The following is a 17051-nucleotide window of genomic DNA, read 5'->3' on the forward strand; positions in this document are numbered from 1 at the left end:
AGCGGCAGGCGCGCCCCGAAAACGAGCCCAGCCGGTGGGGCCCGGTCAGCCCGCGCGCTTGCGGAGCTTACGTCGCTCGCGCTCGGACAGTCCGCCCCAGATGCCGAAGCGTTCGTCGTTGGCGAGGGCGTACTGCAGGCACTGCGGTCGAACCTCACAGGAGCCGCAGATCTTCTTGGCATCCCTGGTCGAGCCGCCCTTTTCGGGGAAGAATGCCTCAGGGTCGGTCTGCGCGCAGAGCGAGTCGGACTGCCAGGCCAGAGGATTGTCATCGGCGCCGTCGTCCGCCGGGGGCTGCTTGCGCACTCCGGGCACTCCGAGACGGACTGGGTCTACAAACCAGTCGTCGGGTACTCCGGAACGATATTCGGACAACGTCATATCGCCTCCACCCATCAGCTTCTGCACATTTCCGCGCTAGAACTAATTACACCCGTGTAGTTCGCCTGCGTCAAGTCGCGGATGCTAAACCCTCAAGGCGGGCTGGAGGGTTACGACTCGCCCACGTGCCCTGATCGTGTCGTCGGGTCAGACGGCGGCTGCCTGCCGGGACTCCCAGGCGCTTCGGACCATGTCTTCGAGGCTGTGGCGCATCTTCCAGTCCAGGTCCCGGGCGGCCATTTCGCCGGACGCGACGATGCGGTCGGGGTCGCCCGTGCGGCGAGGGCCGATCACCGGCGTGAAAGGGATACCGGTGACGGCCGCGACGGTGCTCATGATCTCGCCGACGGAGACGCCGTCGCCGCTGCCGAGGTTGTAGACCGGGGCGATCTCCTGGCCGGCGTCCAGCCGGCGGGCCGCAGCGACGTGCGACACAGCGAGGTCGGCCACATGGATGTAGTCACGGACGCAGGTGCCGTCGTCGGTCTTGTAGTCGTTGCCGTTGATGCGCGGGGTTCGGCCGTCCAGAAGAGCCTCGAACACCATCGGGAAGAGGTTGTGCGGGCTGGTGTCGCGCAGCTCCGGCGCTCCGGAGCCGACGACGTTGAAGTAGCGCAGCGACGTGTGGGCGAGGCCGGCGGCCACCGCCTGGTCACGCAGCAGCCACTCGCCGATCAGCTTGGACTCGCCGTACGGCGACTCGGGGCTCTTCGCGGTCTCCTCGGTGACGAGGTCGGTGAACGGGGTGCCGTAGACGGCGGCGCTCGACGAGAACACGATGCGGCCCACCCCGGCATCCTGCATGGCGGCCAGCAGCAGTGCCGTCGCCGTCACGTTCTGCTCGTAGGTGTGCAGCGGCCTGGACACCGACACCCCGGCGTACTTGAAGCCGGCGACATGCACGACGCCGCTGATGGAGTGTTCGGCGAAGGTCTTCGCGATCAGGCCCGTGTCGAGCAGGGTTCCCTGGACGAACGGCACCCCGGCCGGGACGAACTCGGCGTGACCGCTGGACAGGTCGTCGAGCACGACGACGTCGATCCCCTCTGCCAGGAACGCGCGGACGACGTGGGAGCCGATATAGCCGGCCCCTCCGGTAACAAGCCAAGCCATGTGGTGCCCCTGCGCTTTCCAGGCAGCCGCGTGCTGCCGTTCCAGACCACACTATCGCCCGCGGGGGAACGGTTCGGGATGCCGGTTGCGCCGGGCAAGTTCGACATCGTTCAGGCCGTCGGAGCGCACCGCGACGATGCTCGCCGCAACACCCCAGATGACCAGGGCCACCAGGACACTCATAAACAGGATCATGGCAGTAAAAGTAAGCCTTGCGACATCCTGCCACCAGTGGCAGAGTTGCCGCTTACCGACACATTCCTGCCACACCGTACGGAGAAGCCATGCTTAAGAAAGTCGTCTGCGTCGCCATCCCCGGGATGGCCCCGTTCGAGTTCGGCGTGATCTGTGAGGTGTTCGGCATCGACAGGTCGGACCAGGGCGGTCCCGTCTTCGATTTCCACGTCGTCACCGCCGCCCCCGGGCCGTTGCGCACCAAGATCGGCTTCGACATCGTGGTGCACGATGACCTGGCCGCCGCCGCCGACGCCGACCTGATCGCCATCCCCGCCTACGAGGCCGGCTCCGAGATCCACCCGGAGGTGCTGCGCGTGGTGCGGGACGCGGAGGCCAGGGGCGCCTGGGTTCTCAGCGTCTGCAGTGGCGCGTTCATCCTCGGCGCCGCCGGCATCCTGGACGGTCGGCGCAGCACCACGCACTGGATGTACGCCGCCGCCCTCGCCGAGGCCTACCCGAACACGACCGTCGACCCCGACGTGCTCTTCGTCGACGACAACCGCGTGGTCACGGGTGCCGGGACCGCGGCCGGTATCGACGCCGCCCTGCACGTCGTGCGCCGGGAGCTCGGCGCCACGGCGGCCAACGTCATCGCCAGGCGGATGGTGGTTCCGCCGCAGCGGGACGGCGGCCAGTCCCAGTTCATCCAGGCGCCGATGCCCGAGCAACGCAACGATTCCTTCGCCGAGATCACCGACTGGATGCTCCGCAGCCTGGACCAGGACCTCACCGTCGACCAGCTCGCCCGCCGCGCCCTGATGTCGCCGCGAACCTTCGCGCGCCGCTTCCGGGCCGAGCTGGGCACCACGCCGACGGCGTGGCTGAACCGGCAACGATTGATCCTGGCCCAGCAGTTGCTCGAGGAGACCGACGGGACCCTCGACCTCATCGCGCTACAGACCGGGTTCGGTGGCGCGGCGGTGATGCGGCACCACTTCGTGCGCACCCTGCAGACCACGCCGACGGCCTACCGCCGTACCTTCGGCCGGCGCCGCCCCGCGCCGGCGGGCTACGCGCCGGCGGAGTCCGGGGTGGTGGCCAGGAAGACTTCGCCCGAGCCGGCAAAGGTCAGCGTTCCCTCGTCGGGAGTGATGTAGACGGATTCTCCCCTGGCGAGCGTGAGCGAGGATGTCGCACCCGCGACCAGGAAACGGCCGGCCGTGCAGATGGCGATGGCAGGCCCGGTGAGGGTGACCTGCCGCATGGGCACGCCGGCGGCGGCCCCGGCCGCGCCGTCCGCCGGCACCTCGATGTGGGCCAGCTCGAAGTCGGGCACGTCGGGCCGGTACACGGCGACGCCGTCGGCGTGGCGTTCGGGGGCCAGGTACGGCACCGGCAGCGGCGTGAAGTCGAGCAGTTCGAGGAGCTCGTCGACGTCGATGTGCTTGGGGCTGAGCCCGCCGCGCAGGACGTTGTCGGAGGAGGCCATCACCTCGACGCCGAGACCGGTCAGGTAGGCGTGGATGTTGCCGGCCGGCAGGAACAACACCTCGCCGCGCTTCAGCGACACCAGATTGGTCAGCAGCGAGATCACGATGCCGGGGTCGCCGGGGTAGGCGCTTGCCAGGGAGCGCACCGTGGCCAACTCGGCGGCGAAACTGACCTGGGCGCCGCCATCGATGAGGAACGCCGCCCGTTCGGCGAGCGCCACGACGCGTTCAACCAGCCAGGACACCTCCCCGGAGTCGCCGCCGCGCCCATCGCGGAGCAGCCAATCGACGGCGTCGTGCAACGCGTCGTCGCCGACCAGACGGTTCTCCAGCCCGAGCAGCGCCGCGGGCTGCGGGTCGTCCATGGTCGCGTCGAGTGCGCGCAGTTCGGCGAGGATCGACCGGACCTGACGCGGGTCGCGAAAACCGCACAGGGCCTCGAAGGTGTCGCTGAGCGCGAAGATGATCTCCGGTTTGTGGAACGGGTCGCGATAGTTGCGGTCGACGGCGGTCAGCGGGATGCCGGCGGCGTTCTCCAGGGCGTACCCGGCCGCGGCGCGTTCCGGCGACGGGTGCGCCTGCAGGGACAGCGGGCTGTGCGCGGCGAGGATCTTCATCAGGAACGGCAGTCGTGCCGTGGGGGCGAGTTCGGCGCCGAGCGATGCGGCGGGGTTCGCGCGGATCCACTCGGCGAGGTTTGCGGCGCCCCCGGTGAGCTCCGGCCGGGTGATCTGCGACGGCCAGCCGGGGTGCGCGCCGAGCCACAATTCGGCCTCCGGCCCTCCGGACGCCTGGCGGCCGAGGAGGTCGGCGATTGCGGTGGGAGAACCCCATGCGTAGTCACGCGGTGTGTTGCTGATGCCCACAAACATGCTTGGCTCCTGAGTCGAATGGTTTAGACCAAACTACCAACCGTTTTCCCGCAACCGCCGTCGCCGACCTAGGCTGAAAGTCCCGGTCGGAGCGCTCGCGCGGCCGGCCAGTCCTCGTCGCAATGGAGCACAGATGACCCTCGAGCCGCTCGGCAGTGATTTCTTCGGATACGAGAACCTTCTCAGTGGTGACGAGAAGGCGGCGCTGGCGCGGATTCGCGACTACCTGGAAGCCGAGGTACGGCCGGTCGTCAACGGCTACTGGGAGCGGGCCGAGTTCCCGACGCAGATCGTCAAGCCGCTCGGCGCCCTCGGCGCGTACTCGTTCGGCTGGGAGGAGACCCGGCCGTTCAAGAATTCCGCGGTGTTCCGCGGCTTCGTCGCGCTCGAGATGGCGCGAGTCGACGCATCCGTCGCCACCTTCGTGGGGGTGCAGAACGGACTGGTCGCCGGGTCGATCGCCGCCTGCGGCTCGGCCGGGCAGCGGGCGGAATGGCTGCCGAAGCTCGCCGCCGGCGACATCGTCGGCGCCTTCGCCCTCACCGAACCGCTGAGCGGCTCGGACTCCGCCCAGGGGTTGCGCACGACAGCGACCAGGACCGGAGACACCTGGGTGCTCAACGGGCAGAAGCGCTGGATCGGCAACGCCACCTTCTCCGACATCACCATCGTCTGGGCCAAGGACACCGCGGACGGCGCCGTCAAGGGCTTCATCGTGCCCACCGACTCCCCCGGTTACACGGCCACCAAGATCGAGGGCAAGATCAGCCTGCGCTCCGTGCAGAACGCCGACATCACCCTGACGGAGGTCTCTGTGCCCGAGCACAACCGGCTGCAGGAGGCCAACTCGTTCCGGGACACGGCGCGGGTGCTGCGCTTCACTCGCGCCGAGGTGTCCTGGGCGGCCGTCGGCCTGGCGATGGGGGCCTACGAGGCCGCGGTACGCTACGCCGCCGAGCGGGTGCAGTTCGGCAAGCCGATCGGCGGCCACCAGCTCGTGCAGGACCTGCTCGTGAAGAGCCTGGGCAACATCACCGCCAGCCTGGGCATGGTCGTGCGGGTCTCGCAGATGCTGGACGACGGCACCCAGCACGACGAGCACTCGGCGCTGACGAAGTCGTACACCACGTCCCGGATGCGTGAGACGGTGGCCTGGTGCCGGGAGCTGTTCGGCGGGAACGGGATCGTGCTGGACTACGACATCGCCCGGTTCTTCTCCGACGCCGAGGCGATCTACTCCTACGAGGGCACCCAGGAGATGAACACCCTCATCGTGGGCCGCAGCATCACCGGCCTGGCGGCGTTCGTCTGAACATCCCGCCGCAGACGCGGCGATGGGGCGAGAATAGGACCATGGCAACTGCGGGCGGCGACGGGCACGGCACCACCGCATGAGCGTGCAGCGGGGTGCGCCCGAGATCGACGCGATCGTGGTCGGCTCCGGACCGAACGGCCTGGCCGCGGCCGTGACCCTGGCCAGGGCCGGCCTGTCCGTGCGGGTCTACGAACGTGCGGCGCACGTCGGCGGCGGCGCGGCCACCGCAGAGCTCACCCTGCCCGGCTTCCACCACGATGTCTGCTCCGCCGTGCACCCGATGGCGCTGGCCTCCGAGTTCTTCCGCCGGTTCGGCCTCGCCGACCGCATCGACCTGGTCGTGCCGGAGGTGTCCTACGGGCATCCACTGCCCGGCGGCACCGCCGGCCTGGCGTATCAGAGCCTTGCCCGTACCGTGGCCGAGCTGGGCCGGGACGGCCCGGCCTGGCGCCGGTTGTTCGCCCCCCTGGTGGAGCACGCCGAGCAGGTCGCCGACTTCACCGGCAACCAACTGCTGCGCCTCCCCCGGCATCCGGCGACGGCGCTGCGCTTCGGCCTGCGCGCTCTCGAGCAGGGCGGCCCGCTGTGGAACTGGCGGTTCAGCGGCCAGGCCGCGCCCGCCCTGCTCACCGGCGTCAGCGCACACACGATCCGGGCGCTGCCGAGCCTCGCCACGGCCGGAGCCGGCCTCACCCTGGCCACCTACGCGCACACCGGCGGCTGGCCCATGCCGGTGGGCGGCAGCGGCGCGATCGTGACGGCGATGGTCGATGACCTGGTCGCGCACGGCGGTGAGATCGTCACGTCCACCCCGGTGCGACGACTGAGCGACCTGCCGCCGGCCCGGGTGGTGCTGCTGGATGTGACCCCCCGGGCGTTGCTGCGGATGGCCGGGAGCGACCTTCCCGCCACCTACGCTCGCAGGCTGAGTCGCTTCCGGTACGGCAACGCCGTCGCCAAGGTCGACTTCGCACTGTCCGCCCCGGTCCCCTGGCAGGCCGCCGGGCTGCCCGCCGCCGGCACCGTGCACGTCGGCGGCACCCGGGCAGAGATCCGCCGGGCGGAGAACGCCGTCGCCCGCGGACGGCACGCCGAGAATCCCTACGTACTGGTTTCCCAGCCCAGCGGCAGCGACCCCAGTCGGGCCCCGGCCGGCAAGCATGTGCTGTGGGCGTACACGCACGTGCCGCGCGGCTCAACGGTCGACCAGACCGAGGCGATCACCCGGCAGATCGAGCGTTTCGCACCCGGCTTCCGCGACACGATCCTCGCCTCCGCCGGTCGGAGCGCCCAGGACGTGCAGGCGCACAATCCCAACTACGTCGGCGGCGACATCTCGGCCGGGGAGATCAGCATCCGCCAGCTGCTCGCCCGCCCCGTGCTCTCCGCCGACCCGTGGCGCACCCCGCTGGCCGGGGTGTACCTGTGCTCGTCGTCGACCCCGCCGGGACCGGGCGTGCACGGCCTGGCCGGCTGGCATGCTGCGCTCAGCGCGCTCCGGCACGACCTCGGCGTGTCCAGCGCGCCGGACCTCTCCCCCACCCTGCCCGACGAAAGGTGACACCGTGGCCGTCAACTACCGCCCCTTTGATTGTCCTCCGGAAAAAGTTTTCGCCGTGCTCGCCGACGGCTGGTTGTATCCCAGCTGGGTCGTTGGCGCGTCCCGGATCCGGAACGTGGATGCGGCCTGGCCGGCCAGCGGCAGCGCCATCCACCATTCGGTGGGGGTGTGGCCGGCACTCATCGACGACTCCACGTCGGTCCTGGAGTGGGATCCGCCCCGGCATGCGTTACTCAAGGCGCGCGGCTGGCCGATCGGCGAGGCGCACGTGGCCATCGATGTGAAGCCACGGGAGCACGGCTGCGTGGTGCGGATCACCGAGGACGCCACCGCGGGACCCGGGCGGTTCGTGCCGTCGTTCCTGCGGGATGCGGCGATCGGCGCCCGTAACACCGAGACGTTGCGGCGCCTCGCCTACCTCGCCGAGGGCGGGGCCGGCCTCGACTAGGGGCGCGACACACGCGCATGTCACGAGGTCTCGACACGCTCGACCGGCGGATAGGCGCGATGCGCGCGAGTCAGACCGTGGCGCCGCCCTGGACGGTGGGCAGGCCGGCCTGCTGCCACGCGGTCATGCCGCCCGCCACGTTGACCGCCTGGACACCGCGGCTCTCGAGGAACGCCGCACCCTGCAGGCTGCGACCACCGGCGGCGCAGATGACATAGACGGGGGCCTCCGTGGGCACCTCCCCGACCCGGTCAACGAGGTCGCCGAGTGGAATGTGGATCGCCGCAGCCGCGTGGCCGGCTTCCCACTCGAAGGGTTCGCGTACGTCGATCACGACGGGGTCGGTCAGCGCGGAAAGGTCGGTCACGGAGATATCGATCATGTGCTGGTGTCCCTTCGGGCGGGAACCGGTGCCCGGCTTCCCAACGACTAGTACCCACACGGTATCAACAGATCTCCGCGAGTCGAGGAGAGGTCGCCCCAGTACCCTAGTCACATGCCCGTCGTGCAGAGCCGTCTCCCTGTTCGTCTTTTCGCGACCCTTGTGTTCTTCACGGTGCTGGCCGGGCAATTCTGGCGCAACCTGCTCGGCTGGTGGGGTTTCGGCGCCATCGCCGTGATCATCGTGGTCGCCAGCGCCTGGTTCCTGGTGTCGACCAAACCCGCCTGGGCCTGGCGGACGTTCCCGAAGTCGCTCGTGGGCTTCATGCTCCTCGCGACCGTGTCGATCGCCTGGTCGGCCTACCCGAGCGTGAGCGCGTTGGGGATCACCCTGCAGTGGATCACGACCATCACCGCGTTGTTCATCGCCCTGTGCCTGTCCTGGACCGAGTTGCTGCGCACCCTGGCGGTGGCCCTGCGGGTGGTCCTCGCCCTGTCGCTGCTCTTCGAGGCATTCATCGCCGTGTTCATCGGGCACGCCGTGCTACCGTTCTGGGTCGAGTACAGCGGCAAGATCCCCGCCGCGTTCTACTGGTCGCGCAGCCTGCTGCTGGAGGGCGGACCCGTCGAAGGCATCGTAGCCAGCCGCAACCTGCTGGGATTCATCGCCCTCCTGGCCCTGATCGTGTTCGCCGTGCAGCTGGCCGCGGGGACCGTCGCCCGCGGCCGCGGCATTTTCTGGGTCGTCCTGGCGCTGGTGATGCTGTGGCTGACCCGGTCGGCCACCGTCTCCGTCGCACTGCTCGCCGTGGTCGTCGCCCTGGTGTTCGCGCTCTGGGCCCGCCGGGTACCACCGCTCGGGCGGCGCGGGCTGTACCTGACCGCCGCCGCGTTGGTCGCGGCCGTCGTGGTCGGCGTCGTCGCCTTCTCGTCGACGCTGCTGGGCCTGCTCGGCAAGAGCGACGACCTCACCGGCCGCTTCGACATCTGGAACCGGGTCATCGAGCTGGCCGGCCAACGGCCCGTCGCGGGCTGGGGCTGGGTGAGCTACTGGGCACCGTGGGTCGAACCGTTCGACGGCCTCGCCGTGCGCAAGGGCGTGCAGTACCTGCAGGCGCACAACGCCTGGTTGGATGTCTGGCTCCAGCTGGGCGTCCTCGGCCTGATCGTTTTCGGCGCTCTCGCCGTGTCGACCCTGTGGCGTTCCTGGTTCCTGGCGGTCGACCGGCCCCGCCTCGGCATCGCCGACACGGCGCCGTACTCGATGACGGCGCTGCTGCCGCTGCTCCTGATCGTCGCCCTCCTCGCGCAGAGCCTGGCCGAAAGCCGTATCCTCGTCGAATCGGGCTGGGTGCTGTTGCTGGTGCTCGCGGTGAAGACCAAGCGCCCCAGCGCCGCGGAGGAACTGCTCGGCGTGGGCAGGCGATGACCGACCGCGCCCGGCCGCCGCAGGTTCCGGCGGCGATCTCGGCGGTGTTCTCCTCTCCGAGATTCAGCGCGACCCTCACCCACCTGATCCTCGGGCTCGCCTTCGCGACGCACCTGCTACGCAGCCTGATGGGCTGGCCGGGCCTGCTCGGCGCGCTGGCCTGTCTGGTCGCGCTCGCGACGGCATCGCTCATCGCCCGTCGGCGCAGCATCGAATGGCACGGCATCCTGCCGGTGTCGATCCTGGTGTTCCTGATCTGGTGCGCCCTGTCGGTGCTCTGGAGCGGCTACGCCGGCCGAACCGTACTCGGGATCGGCTACCAGCTCACCTTCGCGTACCTGGCGATCTACGTGGCCCTCGTGCGCGACACCATCCAGATCGTGCGGTCCACCGGTGACGTCCTTCGGGTGCTGCTCGGCCTCTCGATCGCCCTGGAGGTGTTGAGCGGCCTGCTGCTCGATCTCCCGATCGCCTTCCTCGGCGTGCAGGGAAACATCGCCGAGCTCGGTCCCATCCAGGGTGTTTTCGGCTCGCGCAACGTGCTCGGCCTCGTGTCGCTGATCGCCGGGGTGAGCTTCCTCGTCGAGCTGCGCTCCCGCTCGGTGCGCCCCGGCCGCGCCGCCGCATCGATCGCCCTGGCCACTCTCGGCGTTCTCCTGACCCATTCCCCGGTCTTCGTCGTCGTCGCCAGCGCCGTGGCCATCGCCGCGCTGGCCCTGTACTGGCTGCGCCGCACTCCCCCCGAGAACCGGTGGCTGCTGCAGCTGAGCCTGCTCGGCACCGTGCTCGTCACGACGCTGCTGGTCTTCATCGGCCGGGCGAGCATTATCGACCTGCTCAATGCCGGCAGCGAGTTCGAAACCCGGTCGACGCTGTGGTTCGAGATGTGGCGGCTCGTGGAGTTGCATCCGCTCGAGGGCTGGGGCTGGGCGGGCTCCTGGCCGCAGGACGTGAGCCCGTACGGCTGGCTCGACTTCGTCACCAGGACCGAACACACTTCGGCGCTCAACGCGTTTCTCGACGTGTACTTCCAGGTCGGCCTCGTCGGCTTCCTGTCCTTTCTCACCCTGGTGACCCTGGCCTTCATCCGGTCGTGGCTGCTCGCTTCGAATAAGCGCCCCGTCGTGTACGTCTGGTCGCCGCTGGTGTTGGTGGCCCTGCTGGTCACCTCGGCGGCGGAAAGCACGGTGCTCGTCGAATCCGGCTGGCTGCTGCTGCTGATCTGCTCGGTCAAGGCCGCGCAGGGTCAGAGCTGGCGGCGCCAGTTGAAGCCCAGCCCGCGGATCCACCTGGACGGTTAGGACGAGCGGGACGGCGCGACCGGGGAGCCCCGACGGGCAGAATGGAACGAACCAGTCGATGGAAGCGAGACCCGTGCACGTGAGTCACACAGAAGAGCCGGACCAGGACCAGCCCACTCTCGCCCCGGCGAGCCCGAACGCCGGGAACGGCTTCATCCTGATCGTCGCGGCGACCGGGCTCGTCGGGATCGCGGGATACCTCATCACCGTGTGGGTGCCCAACCTGATCGGATTCGGGCCGTACGCCACCTTCGCGGTGTTCTGGGCGTTCACCTTCCTGGTCGCCGCCGCCCTCACCGGGATCCAGCAGGAGATCACCCGCGGGACCCAGGCGAGGCGCCCCGGCGACACCACGCGTGCCGGCCAGGCCGGGAAGTTCGCTGCACTGGCATCCGTCGTCGTTTTCGTGGCCGTCCTCGGAACCGCGCCCCTGTGGCAGGCCGCGGTGTTCCCCGACCACGGCTGGGCACTCGTCGTCCCCCTCGCCGTCGGCGCCGCGTCCTATGTGCCCCTGGCCGTCCTGGCCGGCTCCCTCTACGGCGTCGGGCACTGGAAGGCCCTGTTCGCCCTGATCTCCATCGAGGGCCTGCTGCGTCTGGTGCTGGTGATCCTGGCGGCGTATCTCCGGCCGGATGCCGCCACGTTCGCCTGGGCCATCGCGATACCGTTCCCCGTCGCCGTGCTCGCCGTGTGGCCGTTCGCCCGGGCGCGCATCGTGGGCAAGACCCGCCTGGACGTGTCGCTGCCCCAACTCACCTGGAACGTGTCCCGCACCATCGTCGCGGCCTCCGCGATGGGCCTGATGATCAGCGGCTTCCCGCTCATCCTGCAGCTCACGTCACCCGGACAGCCGGAGGGTCTGATGGGGCTCGTCATCGCCACCGCCACCCTCACCCGCGCTCCGCTCATCGTCGTCGGAATGGCCCTGCAGAGCTTCCTGATCGTGTTCTTCCGGGCCAGGGCCGCGCACTTCTGGCGCACCCTGCTCATGCTCGAAGCCGCGGTGATCGCCATCGGCGTGGTGCTGGCCGTCGCCGGCTACCTGCTCGGCCCCGCGATCTTCGCCTTCGCCTTCCCCAACGAAGAGGTGCCGGCAGACTGGCTCATCGCGACGTTCGTGCTCTCCAGCGCCCTCGTCGGCGCGCTGTGCGTCAGCGCTCCGGCCGTGCTCTCCCGAAACGCGCACGCCGCGTTCAGCGCCGGCTGGATCGCCGCCGCGGCGACCACCGTCGTCTGCCTGCTGCTTCCGCTTGGCTTCGTGGAGAAGACCGTGCTCGCCTTGCTGGTCGGACCGACGGTGGGCGTGCTCGTGCACGCGGTCTACCTCGCGGTCGTGCACAAGACCGAACCCGCTCGGGCCTGAGCTACCGCAGGCCCCACAGGGTGATGGTGCCGCTCGTGCCGTCGGCGTCGGTGTACGGCAGGCTGGCCTGTTCCTCGAGGTCGGCCGCGTACCGGTCGTTCCAGAAGTCACCGCATTCGCTGTCGGTGATCACCTGAGTGGCATTGGCCTCGATGGCCGCGTCCCGGTCGAGGTTTCCCCCGAGCCGGCTGGACACGATGGTCGCAACGGCGTCGTACTCGGTGGGCCAGGCCATGCCGAGGTGGTAATACGCGATCGGCACGCCGGAGGTAACCTTGAGCACCCGCGGGTCGACGCAGAAGTCGACCATGATCAGGGCGTCGGGGTGCTCCTCGGCGGACTGCAGCGCCAGCTTCGTCGCGGCCTGGTCCTTGGGCGTGTCGGTGGTCATCAGGGCGGTGGCCACGTCGCTCTGGTAGAAGGTCCACCAGTCGGTGAGCGACACCGCCGCGACTCCGACGACGAGCGGCACGGCCACGACGACGATCCAGCGCGACCCGGCCCCTCTCCCGCGCCGCGGCCGCCGCACCGCGGCGTGCCGGCCGGCCTGGAGAGGGGCCGGTGCCCCATCCGCTGCGACCTTCTCGTCAGCAGCCACGGTTCGCGCGCTCCAGAGGCCGGAGAACACCATCACCAGCACGGGGGCGATGGTGGCCGCCAGCAGGAAGAACACATCCATGTAGAGCCGGTACGGCTCGGCGTTGGCCCCCCAGACATCGTTGGTGCCCAGCAGAACCCAGGCGACGGCCGCTCCGATGGCATAGGCCCCCCAGACCGGGCGCCGACGCAGGATCGCCGCGATCAGGATGACGGCCAGGGGAACGATCAAGGCCAGCCCCGAGATCATCCCGACGTCGAGGGGGACGCCGAGCTTGCTGTTGGACGCCACCCGGTAGGCGAGGAACGGGTCCCCGGTGACGATCCCGTTGATGGTTCCGACGACCTGGGGGGCGGCGCCGCCCACGACGGCGACGCAGTACAGGAGCACCCACCCGCGGCTGCGCACGATGAGGGCGATCATGCCCGGCACGGCGGGGAGCAGCCCGAAGACCAGCGTCGGCAGCTGGCCGCCCTCCTCCGCGACGGTGGGTCCGAGCCAGAACACCACCGGGATGAGGGCTGCCGACAGCTCGGCCAGCACGATGTGGCGGCCGCGGAGGATGACCCAGGTCGCCAGTCCGAAGGCGAGCAGGTAGATCGCTGCGATGAATGAATAGGTCTGCACGTTGGCCAGGCCGCCGAGGACCAGGCAGATCAGGGTGGTCAGCAGCACCCGGGTGCCGGTCCGGGCCGGCCGCAGCCATAGCAGGGCCAGCACCAGCAGGCAGATCGCCGCGATGGACAGCGACACGGTCTCGCCGTTGAGGGTGTGCAACAGCGCGAACGGCCCCCAGATCAGGGCGTGGGATTCGAGCGGGGTGTACCAGTCGGCGACGGTGTAGGTGGAGAAGGTGCCGAGCATGAACGGCAGCGGGGCCACCAGGCCCACCCACCAGCGCCGGCTCAGCCCGATCAGGATCACGGCCAGCAGGGCAACGAGCACGAGCTGCACGGCCAGGCCGCAGATGTTCCAGGCCACGATGGGGTCCCAGCCGGTCGCCCGCGCGACGAGGCCGATGGCCTCGTAGTACATCCGCGGGTAGCTGATGGCGCCGGTTTCGGTGTCCGGCTCGACGGCGGCGAACTCGCCCTCAGAGAAGTTCTTCACGATGGCGAGATAGCCGAGCTGGTCGTGCACGAAGTAGTCGCGGAACCGGCTCAGGGAGAACCCGGGCACTGCCAGGTACATGCCGGCCTGGGCGAGAAGGTGCAGCACCAGCGCGGCCACCACGACCACACCGGAGGCGACCCGGCGCAGCGCTGAACCCTGGGCCACTCGCGCGTCTGTCACTGCCCCACCCTACAACGGGGCCAGGGGACGGATCGGCCCGGCAGCGGGTCGGGCGGGACCCTCCCAGCAAGCATCGGCTATCGTGGAACGTCGCAGAATGTTGGCTGCATCCCCCGAAACTAAAGGACTTTTAATATGACGGTTGACCTCGTTGTCGTTGGCTCGGGCTTCTTCGGCCTGACCGTTGCGGAACGCGCCGCCAGGGAACTCGGCCTGAAGGTGGTCGTTATCGACCGGCGCAGCCACATCGGCGGTAACGCGTACAGCGCGCCCGAGCCCGAAACCGGCATCGAGGTCCACCAGTATGGCGCGCATCTCTTCCACACCTCCAACGAACCGGTGTGGGAGTACGTCAACCGCTTCACGAAGTTCACCGACTACGAGCACCGGGTCTTCACCAACTTCGGCGGCGAGGTCTTCCCCCTGCCGATCAACCTGGGCACGATCAACCAGTTCTTCCGCGCCGCGCATTCGCCCGACGAGGCGCGCGCGCTGATCAAGGGCCAGGCCAGCGAGTTCGCCACCGGCGAGTCCCGCAACCTCGAGGAGAAGGCGATCTCCCTGATCGGGCGCCCGCTCTACGAGGCGTTCATCCGCGACTACACCGCCAAGCAGTGGCAGACCTCCCCGACGGCGCTGCCGGCCGAGGTCATCAGCCGGCTCCCCGTGCGCTACAACTACGACAACCGGTACTTCAACGACACCCACGAGGGTCTTCCTGTCGACGGGTACACCGCGTGGATCGAGCGGATGGCCGATCACCCGAACATCGAGGTCCGCCTCGACACCGATTTCTTCGACGAGACCCAGGAATACAACAAGAAGGCCGTCGTCGGCCGCGTCCCCGTCGTCTACACCGGACCGGTCGACAAGTACTTCGACTACCAGGGTGGCGAACTCACCTGGCGCACCCTCGACTTCGAGCAGGAAGTGCTTCCCGTGGGCGACTTCCAGGGCACCCCGGTCATGAACTACGCCGACTCCACCGTTCCGTACACCCGCATCCACGAGTTCCGGCACTTCCACCCTGAGCGCACCGAGTACCCGACCGACAAGACCGTGATCATGCGCGAGTTCTCCCGGGCAGCCACGAAGGCCGACGAGCCGTACTACCCGATCAACACCCCCGCTGACCGCGAGAGCCTGCACTCCTACCGGGCGCTCCAGGCCGGCGAGCCCGACGTCTTCTTCGGCGGCCGCCTCGGCACCTACCAATACCTCGACATGCACATGGCCATCGGGTCTGCGCTGTCCATGTACGAAAACAAGCTGAAGCCGCTGCTGAGCGGCCGCGGCGAATAGCGACACGGAGGTCATATGTCCACGCCCATCGTCCTGCAGAAAATCGTCTTCCCCTCTTCCTCCGAGCCGGATGTCGCACCGCTCTACGTCGACCCCGACGAGTGGACCCAGATCATCACGCCCGGCCAGGAGTCCCCCAAGCGCCGCGGCGGTCCCCGAAGCGAACCCACCACACAGCCGCTGCGGCTGACCCACCACAACGTCACTCCGATGCTCGACGGCCGACGCGGCCTGAAGCCCGGCCTGGACAAGCGGGTCTCCCTCGGCACCTACTTCAACGCCTTCCCCGCCAGCTACTGGCGCCGGTGGACCAGCCTGACCGGGGTGCGCCTGAGCATCTCCACGACCGGCACCGGCGACATCATCGTGTACCGGTCCAACGCCCGCGGCGTCATCCAGGTGGTCGACTCCGCGCACGTCGAGGAGACCGGCACGGTCAACTTCGACCTCGGCTTCGATTACTTCATCGACGGCGGCTGGTACTGGTTCGACCTCGTTTCCCGCGGCGAGGACTTCGCGCTCACCAGCGCGGAATGGCAGGCGCCGCCCAGCGACGCCCCGGCGCCGCCGGAGCGCACGCTCACCATCGCCATCACGACCCTGAACCGCACCTCGTACTGCCTGGAGCTGTTGGCCACGATTGCCACGGACTCCGATGTCCTCGCTGGCCTTGACCAGGTCATCGTCGTCGACCAGGGCACCGACAAGATCCGGGAACACGCCCGGTACGCCGACGTCGACGCCGCCATGGGCGGGCGGCTGCGGGTCATCGACCAGGTCAACGCCGGCGGCTCCGGCGGGTTCTCCCGCGGGATGCTCGAAACCGTCGCCGCGGGCACCAGCGACTACGTGATGCTGCTGGACGACGACGTCGTCGCCGAGCCCGAAAGCATCCGCCGCGCCCTGGCCTTCGCCCGGCTGTGCACCGAACCGACCATCGTCGGCGGCCACATGTTCGACATGTTCGACAAGACCAAGCTGCACGCCTTCGCCGAGTCGATCGACAGCTGGAACTTCATGTGGGGTCCGATCACCCCGTCCCGCCACGACTTCACCGCCAGCAACCTGCGCCAGACCACCTGGCTGCACCAGCGCAACGATGTGGCCTACAACGGCTGGTGGATGAGCCTGATCCCGGTCGAGGTGATCCGCGAGATCGGCCTGTCGCTGCCCGTGTTCATCAAGTGGGACGACGCCGAGTTCTCGCTGCGCGCCTCCGAGCACGGCTACTCGACGGTCAGCCTGCCCGGCGCGGCCGTGTGGCACGTGTCCTGGGTGGACAAGGACGATTCCCGGGACTGGCAGGCGTTCTACCACGCCCGCAACCGCCTGGTCGCGGCGCTGCTGCACTCCCCGCACGCCAAGGGCGGCCGGCTCACCCTCAGCAACCTGGCCTCCGACGTACGCCACCTGCTGACGATGGACTACTACACGGTGAAGCTGCGCCAACTCGCCTACGAGAGCGTCCAGGCCGGCCCCGGAGAGCTGCACTCCGAGCTCACCACGCGGTTGCCCGCCATCCGGGCGCTGGCGAAGGACTACCCCGAGTCCACCCTGATCCGCGATCTGGGCCACTTCGGCAAGTTCCCGATGACGAACCTCGTCGGCAGCGGCGCACCGCGCCCCTCCGGCCGTCAGCTGTACTCGTTCCTGATCACCAACTTCGTGCGCCACGGGCTGAAGAAGCCGCACGACCAGAGCAAGGTGCGCCCGGACACGCACCTGCCCCGCACCGCCCCGTGGTGGACGGTACCGAGCATGGACAGCGTGGTCATCACCAACGCCGAAGGCTCCGGGGTCACCTGGCACATTCGGGACCGCGCCATGTTCCGGTCACTGCTGTGGTCGAGCCTCACCCAGAACCTGCGCTTCCGCCGGCGCTGGACGGGGCTCAGCGAGCAGTATCGGGCCAGCGAACACGACCTCACCTCGCTGGAGTCCTGGACGAGCACCCTCGGCCTGGATCCCGCCACGGGAACCGGCGCCGCGATGCCGGCCGTGCCGGCGGACAGCGCCCACGGCTAAGG

Annotated in this window: 15 protein-coding genes; 9 read left to right on the forward strand and 6 right to left on the reverse strand. The window is 69.2% G+C overall.

Annotation, left to right across the window (positions count from 1 at the left end):
* Positions 1-45: 45 nt before the first annotated feature.
* From JWP54_RS02775 to JWP54_RS02785, 3 genes are all read right to left on the reverse strand, one after another.
* The gene (locus tag JWP54_RS02775; protein WP_297366880.1) at positions 46-381 is read right to left on the reverse strand and encodes a WhiB family transcriptional regulator; all 336 of its coding nucleotides are present in this window, start codon (positions 379-381) and stop codon (positions 46-48) included.
* A gap of 147 nt (positions 382-528) precedes the next feature.
* Positions 529-1494 carry a UDP-glucose 4-epimerase GalE gene (gene galE, locus JWP54_RS02780; RefSeq protein ID WP_297366883.1) on the reverse strand — a complete coding sequence of 322 codons (966 nt, stop codon included), beginning with the start codon at positions 1492-1494 and terminating at the stop codon, positions 529-531.
* Positions 1495-1545: 51 nt separating this feature from the next.
* A complete protein-coding gene (locus JWP54_RS02785; protein WP_297366886.1) occupies positions 1546-1677 on the reverse strand; it encodes a hypothetical protein in 132 nt (43 codons plus the stop codon).
* A 101-nt stretch (positions 1678-1778) separates the two neighbouring features.
* Here JWP54_RS02785 and JWP54_RS02790 point away from each other — a divergent pair, with 101 nt between their 5' ends.
* Positions 1779-2828 (forward strand): GlxA family transcriptional regulator, encoded by a 1050-nt coding sequence (locus JWP54_RS02790; RefSeq protein ID WP_297366889.1) that lies wholly within the window; start codon positions 1779-1781, stop codon positions 2826-2828.
* Here JWP54_RS02790 and manA read toward each other — a convergent pair.
* On the reverse strand, positions 2741-4033 hold the full coding sequence (gene manA, locus JWP54_RS02795) for a mannose-6-phosphate isomerase, class I (RefSeq protein ID WP_297366892.1): 1293 nt from the start codon (positions 4031-4033) through the stop codon (positions 2741-2743). The two genes, JWP54_RS02790 and manA, sit on opposite strands and share 88 nt — an antisense overlap.
* 133 nt (positions 4034-4166) lie before the next feature.
* Between manA and JWP54_RS02800 the strand changes: the two genes are divergently transcribed.
* From JWP54_RS02800 to JWP54_RS02810, 3 genes are all read left to right on the forward strand, one after another.
* A complete protein-coding gene (locus JWP54_RS02800) occupies positions 4167-5345 on the forward strand; it encodes an acyl-CoA dehydrogenase family protein (protein ID WP_297366895.1) in 1179 nt (392 codons plus the stop codon).
* 79 nt (positions 5346-5424) lie between these two features.
* Positions 5425-6909 (forward strand): NAD(P)/FAD-dependent oxidoreductase, encoded by a 1485-nt coding sequence (locus JWP54_RS02805; RefSeq protein WP_297366898.1) that lies wholly within the window; start codon positions 5425-5427, stop codon positions 6907-6909.
* A 4-nt stretch (positions 6910-6913) separates the two neighbouring features.
* Positions 6914-7357 carry an SRPBCC family protein gene (locus JWP54_RS02810; protein ID WP_297366900.1) on the forward strand — a complete coding sequence of 148 codons (444 nt, stop codon included), beginning with the start codon at positions 6914-6916 and terminating at the stop codon, positions 7355-7357.
* 70 nt (positions 7358-7427) lie between these two features.
* On the opposite strand, the gene JWP54_RS02815 is transcribed toward JWP54_RS02810, so the two are convergent.
* Entirely contained in the window at positions 7428-7739 is a 312-nt protein-coding gene (locus JWP54_RS02815; RefSeq protein WP_297366903.1) for a rhodanese-like domain-containing protein, read from the reverse strand.
* A 114-nt stretch (positions 7740-7853) separates the two neighbouring features.
* Here JWP54_RS02815 and JWP54_RS02820 point away from each other — a divergent pair, with 114 nt between their 5' ends.
* From JWP54_RS02820 to JWP54_RS02830, 3 genes are all read left to right on the forward strand, one after another.
* Positions 7854-9167, forward strand: a complete 1314-nt coding sequence (locus tag JWP54_RS02820) for an O-antigen ligase family protein (protein ID WP_297366906.1) — start codon at positions 7854-7856, stop codon at positions 9165-9167.
* Positions 9164-10468, forward strand: a complete 1305-nt coding sequence (locus JWP54_RS02825; RefSeq protein ID WP_297366909.1) for an O-antigen ligase — start codon at positions 9164-9166, stop codon at positions 10466-10468. Before JWP54_RS02820 ends, JWP54_RS02825 begins: the two co-directional genes overlap by 4 nt.
* A 79-nt stretch (positions 10469-10547) precedes the next feature.
* Positions 10548-11831 carry a hypothetical protein gene (locus JWP54_RS02830; RefSeq protein ID WP_297366912.1) on the forward strand — a complete coding sequence of 428 codons (1284 nt, stop codon included), beginning with the start codon at positions 10548-10550 and terminating at the stop codon, positions 11829-11831.
* Position 11832: 1 nt separating this feature from the next.
* Here JWP54_RS02830 and JWP54_RS02835 read toward each other — a convergent pair whose 3' ends face one another.
* Positions 11833-13722 (reverse strand): hypothetical protein, encoded by a 1890-nt coding sequence (locus JWP54_RS02835; RefSeq protein WP_297366915.1) that lies wholly within the window; start codon positions 13720-13722, stop codon positions 11833-11835.
* A gap of 135 nt (positions 13723-13857) precedes the next feature.
* On the opposite strand from JWP54_RS02835, the gene glf reads away from it, so the two are divergent.
* Together glf and JWP54_RS02845 are read left to right on the forward strand one after the other, a co-directional pair.
* Entirely contained in the window at positions 13858-15024 is a 1167-nt protein-coding gene (gene glf, locus JWP54_RS02840; protein ID WP_297366918.1) for a UDP-galactopyranose mutase, read from the forward strand.
* Positions 15025-15039: 15 nt separating this feature from the next.
* Entirely contained in the window at positions 15040-17049 is a 2010-nt protein-coding gene (locus JWP54_RS02845) for a glycosyltransferase (protein WP_297366920.1), read from the forward strand.
* Positions 17050-17051 lie beyond the last annotated feature (2 nt).

Source organism: Cryobacterium sp. (assembly GCF_025463825.1).
Taxonomy (GTDB): domain Bacteria; phylum Actinomycetota; class Actinomycetes; order Actinomycetales; family Microbacteriaceae; genus Cryobacterium.

Bases quoted from the DNA above. Each gene is read 5' to 3' on its own strand.
- JWP54_RS02825 (WP_297366909.1), top strand. From the start codon at position 9,164: ATGACCGACCGCGCCCGGCCGCCGCAGGTTCCGGCGGCGATCTCGGCG.
- JWP54_RS02785 (WP_297366886.1), bottom strand. From the start codon at position 1,677: ATGAGTGTCCTGGTGGCCCTGGTCATCTGGGGTGTTGCGGCGAGCATC.
- manA (WP_297366892.1), bottom strand. From the start codon at position 4,033: ATGTTTGTGGGCATCAGCAACACACCGCGTGACTACGCATGGGGTTCT.
- JWP54_RS02820 (WP_297366906.1), top strand. From the start codon at position 7,854: ATGCCCGTCGTGCAGAGCCGTCTCCCTGTTCGTCTTTTCGCGACCCTT.
- JWP54_RS02815 (WP_297366903.1), bottom strand. From the start codon at position 7,739: ATGATCGATATCTCCGTGACCGACCTTTCCGCGCTGACCGACCCCGTC.
- JWP54_RS02775 (WP_297366880.1), bottom strand. From the start codon at position 381: ATGACGTTGTCCGAATATCGTTCCGGAGTACCCGACGACTGGTTTGTA.
- JWP54_RS02800 (WP_297366895.1), top strand. From the start codon at position 4,167: ATGACCCTCGAGCCGCTCGGCAGTGATTTCTTCGGATACGAGAACCTT.
- JWP54_RS02790 (WP_297366889.1), top strand. From the start codon at position 1,779: ATGCTTAAGAAAGTCGTCTGCGTCGCCATCCCCGGGATGGCCCCGTTC.
- galE (WP_297366883.1), bottom strand. From the start codon at position 1,494: ATGGCTTGGCTTGTTACCGGAGGGGCCGGCTATATCGGCTCCCACGTC.
- glf (WP_297366918.1), top strand. From the start codon at position 13,858: ATGACGGTTGACCTCGTTGTCGTTGGCTCGGGCTTCTTCGGCCTGACC.
- JWP54_RS02805 (WP_297366898.1), top strand. From the start codon at position 5,425: ATGAGCGTGCAGCGGGGTGCGCCCGAGATCGACGCGATCGTGGTCGGC.
- JWP54_RS02845 (WP_297366920.1), top strand. From the start codon at position 15,040: ATGTCCACGCCCATCGTCCTGCAGAAAATCGTCTTCCCCTCTTCCTCC.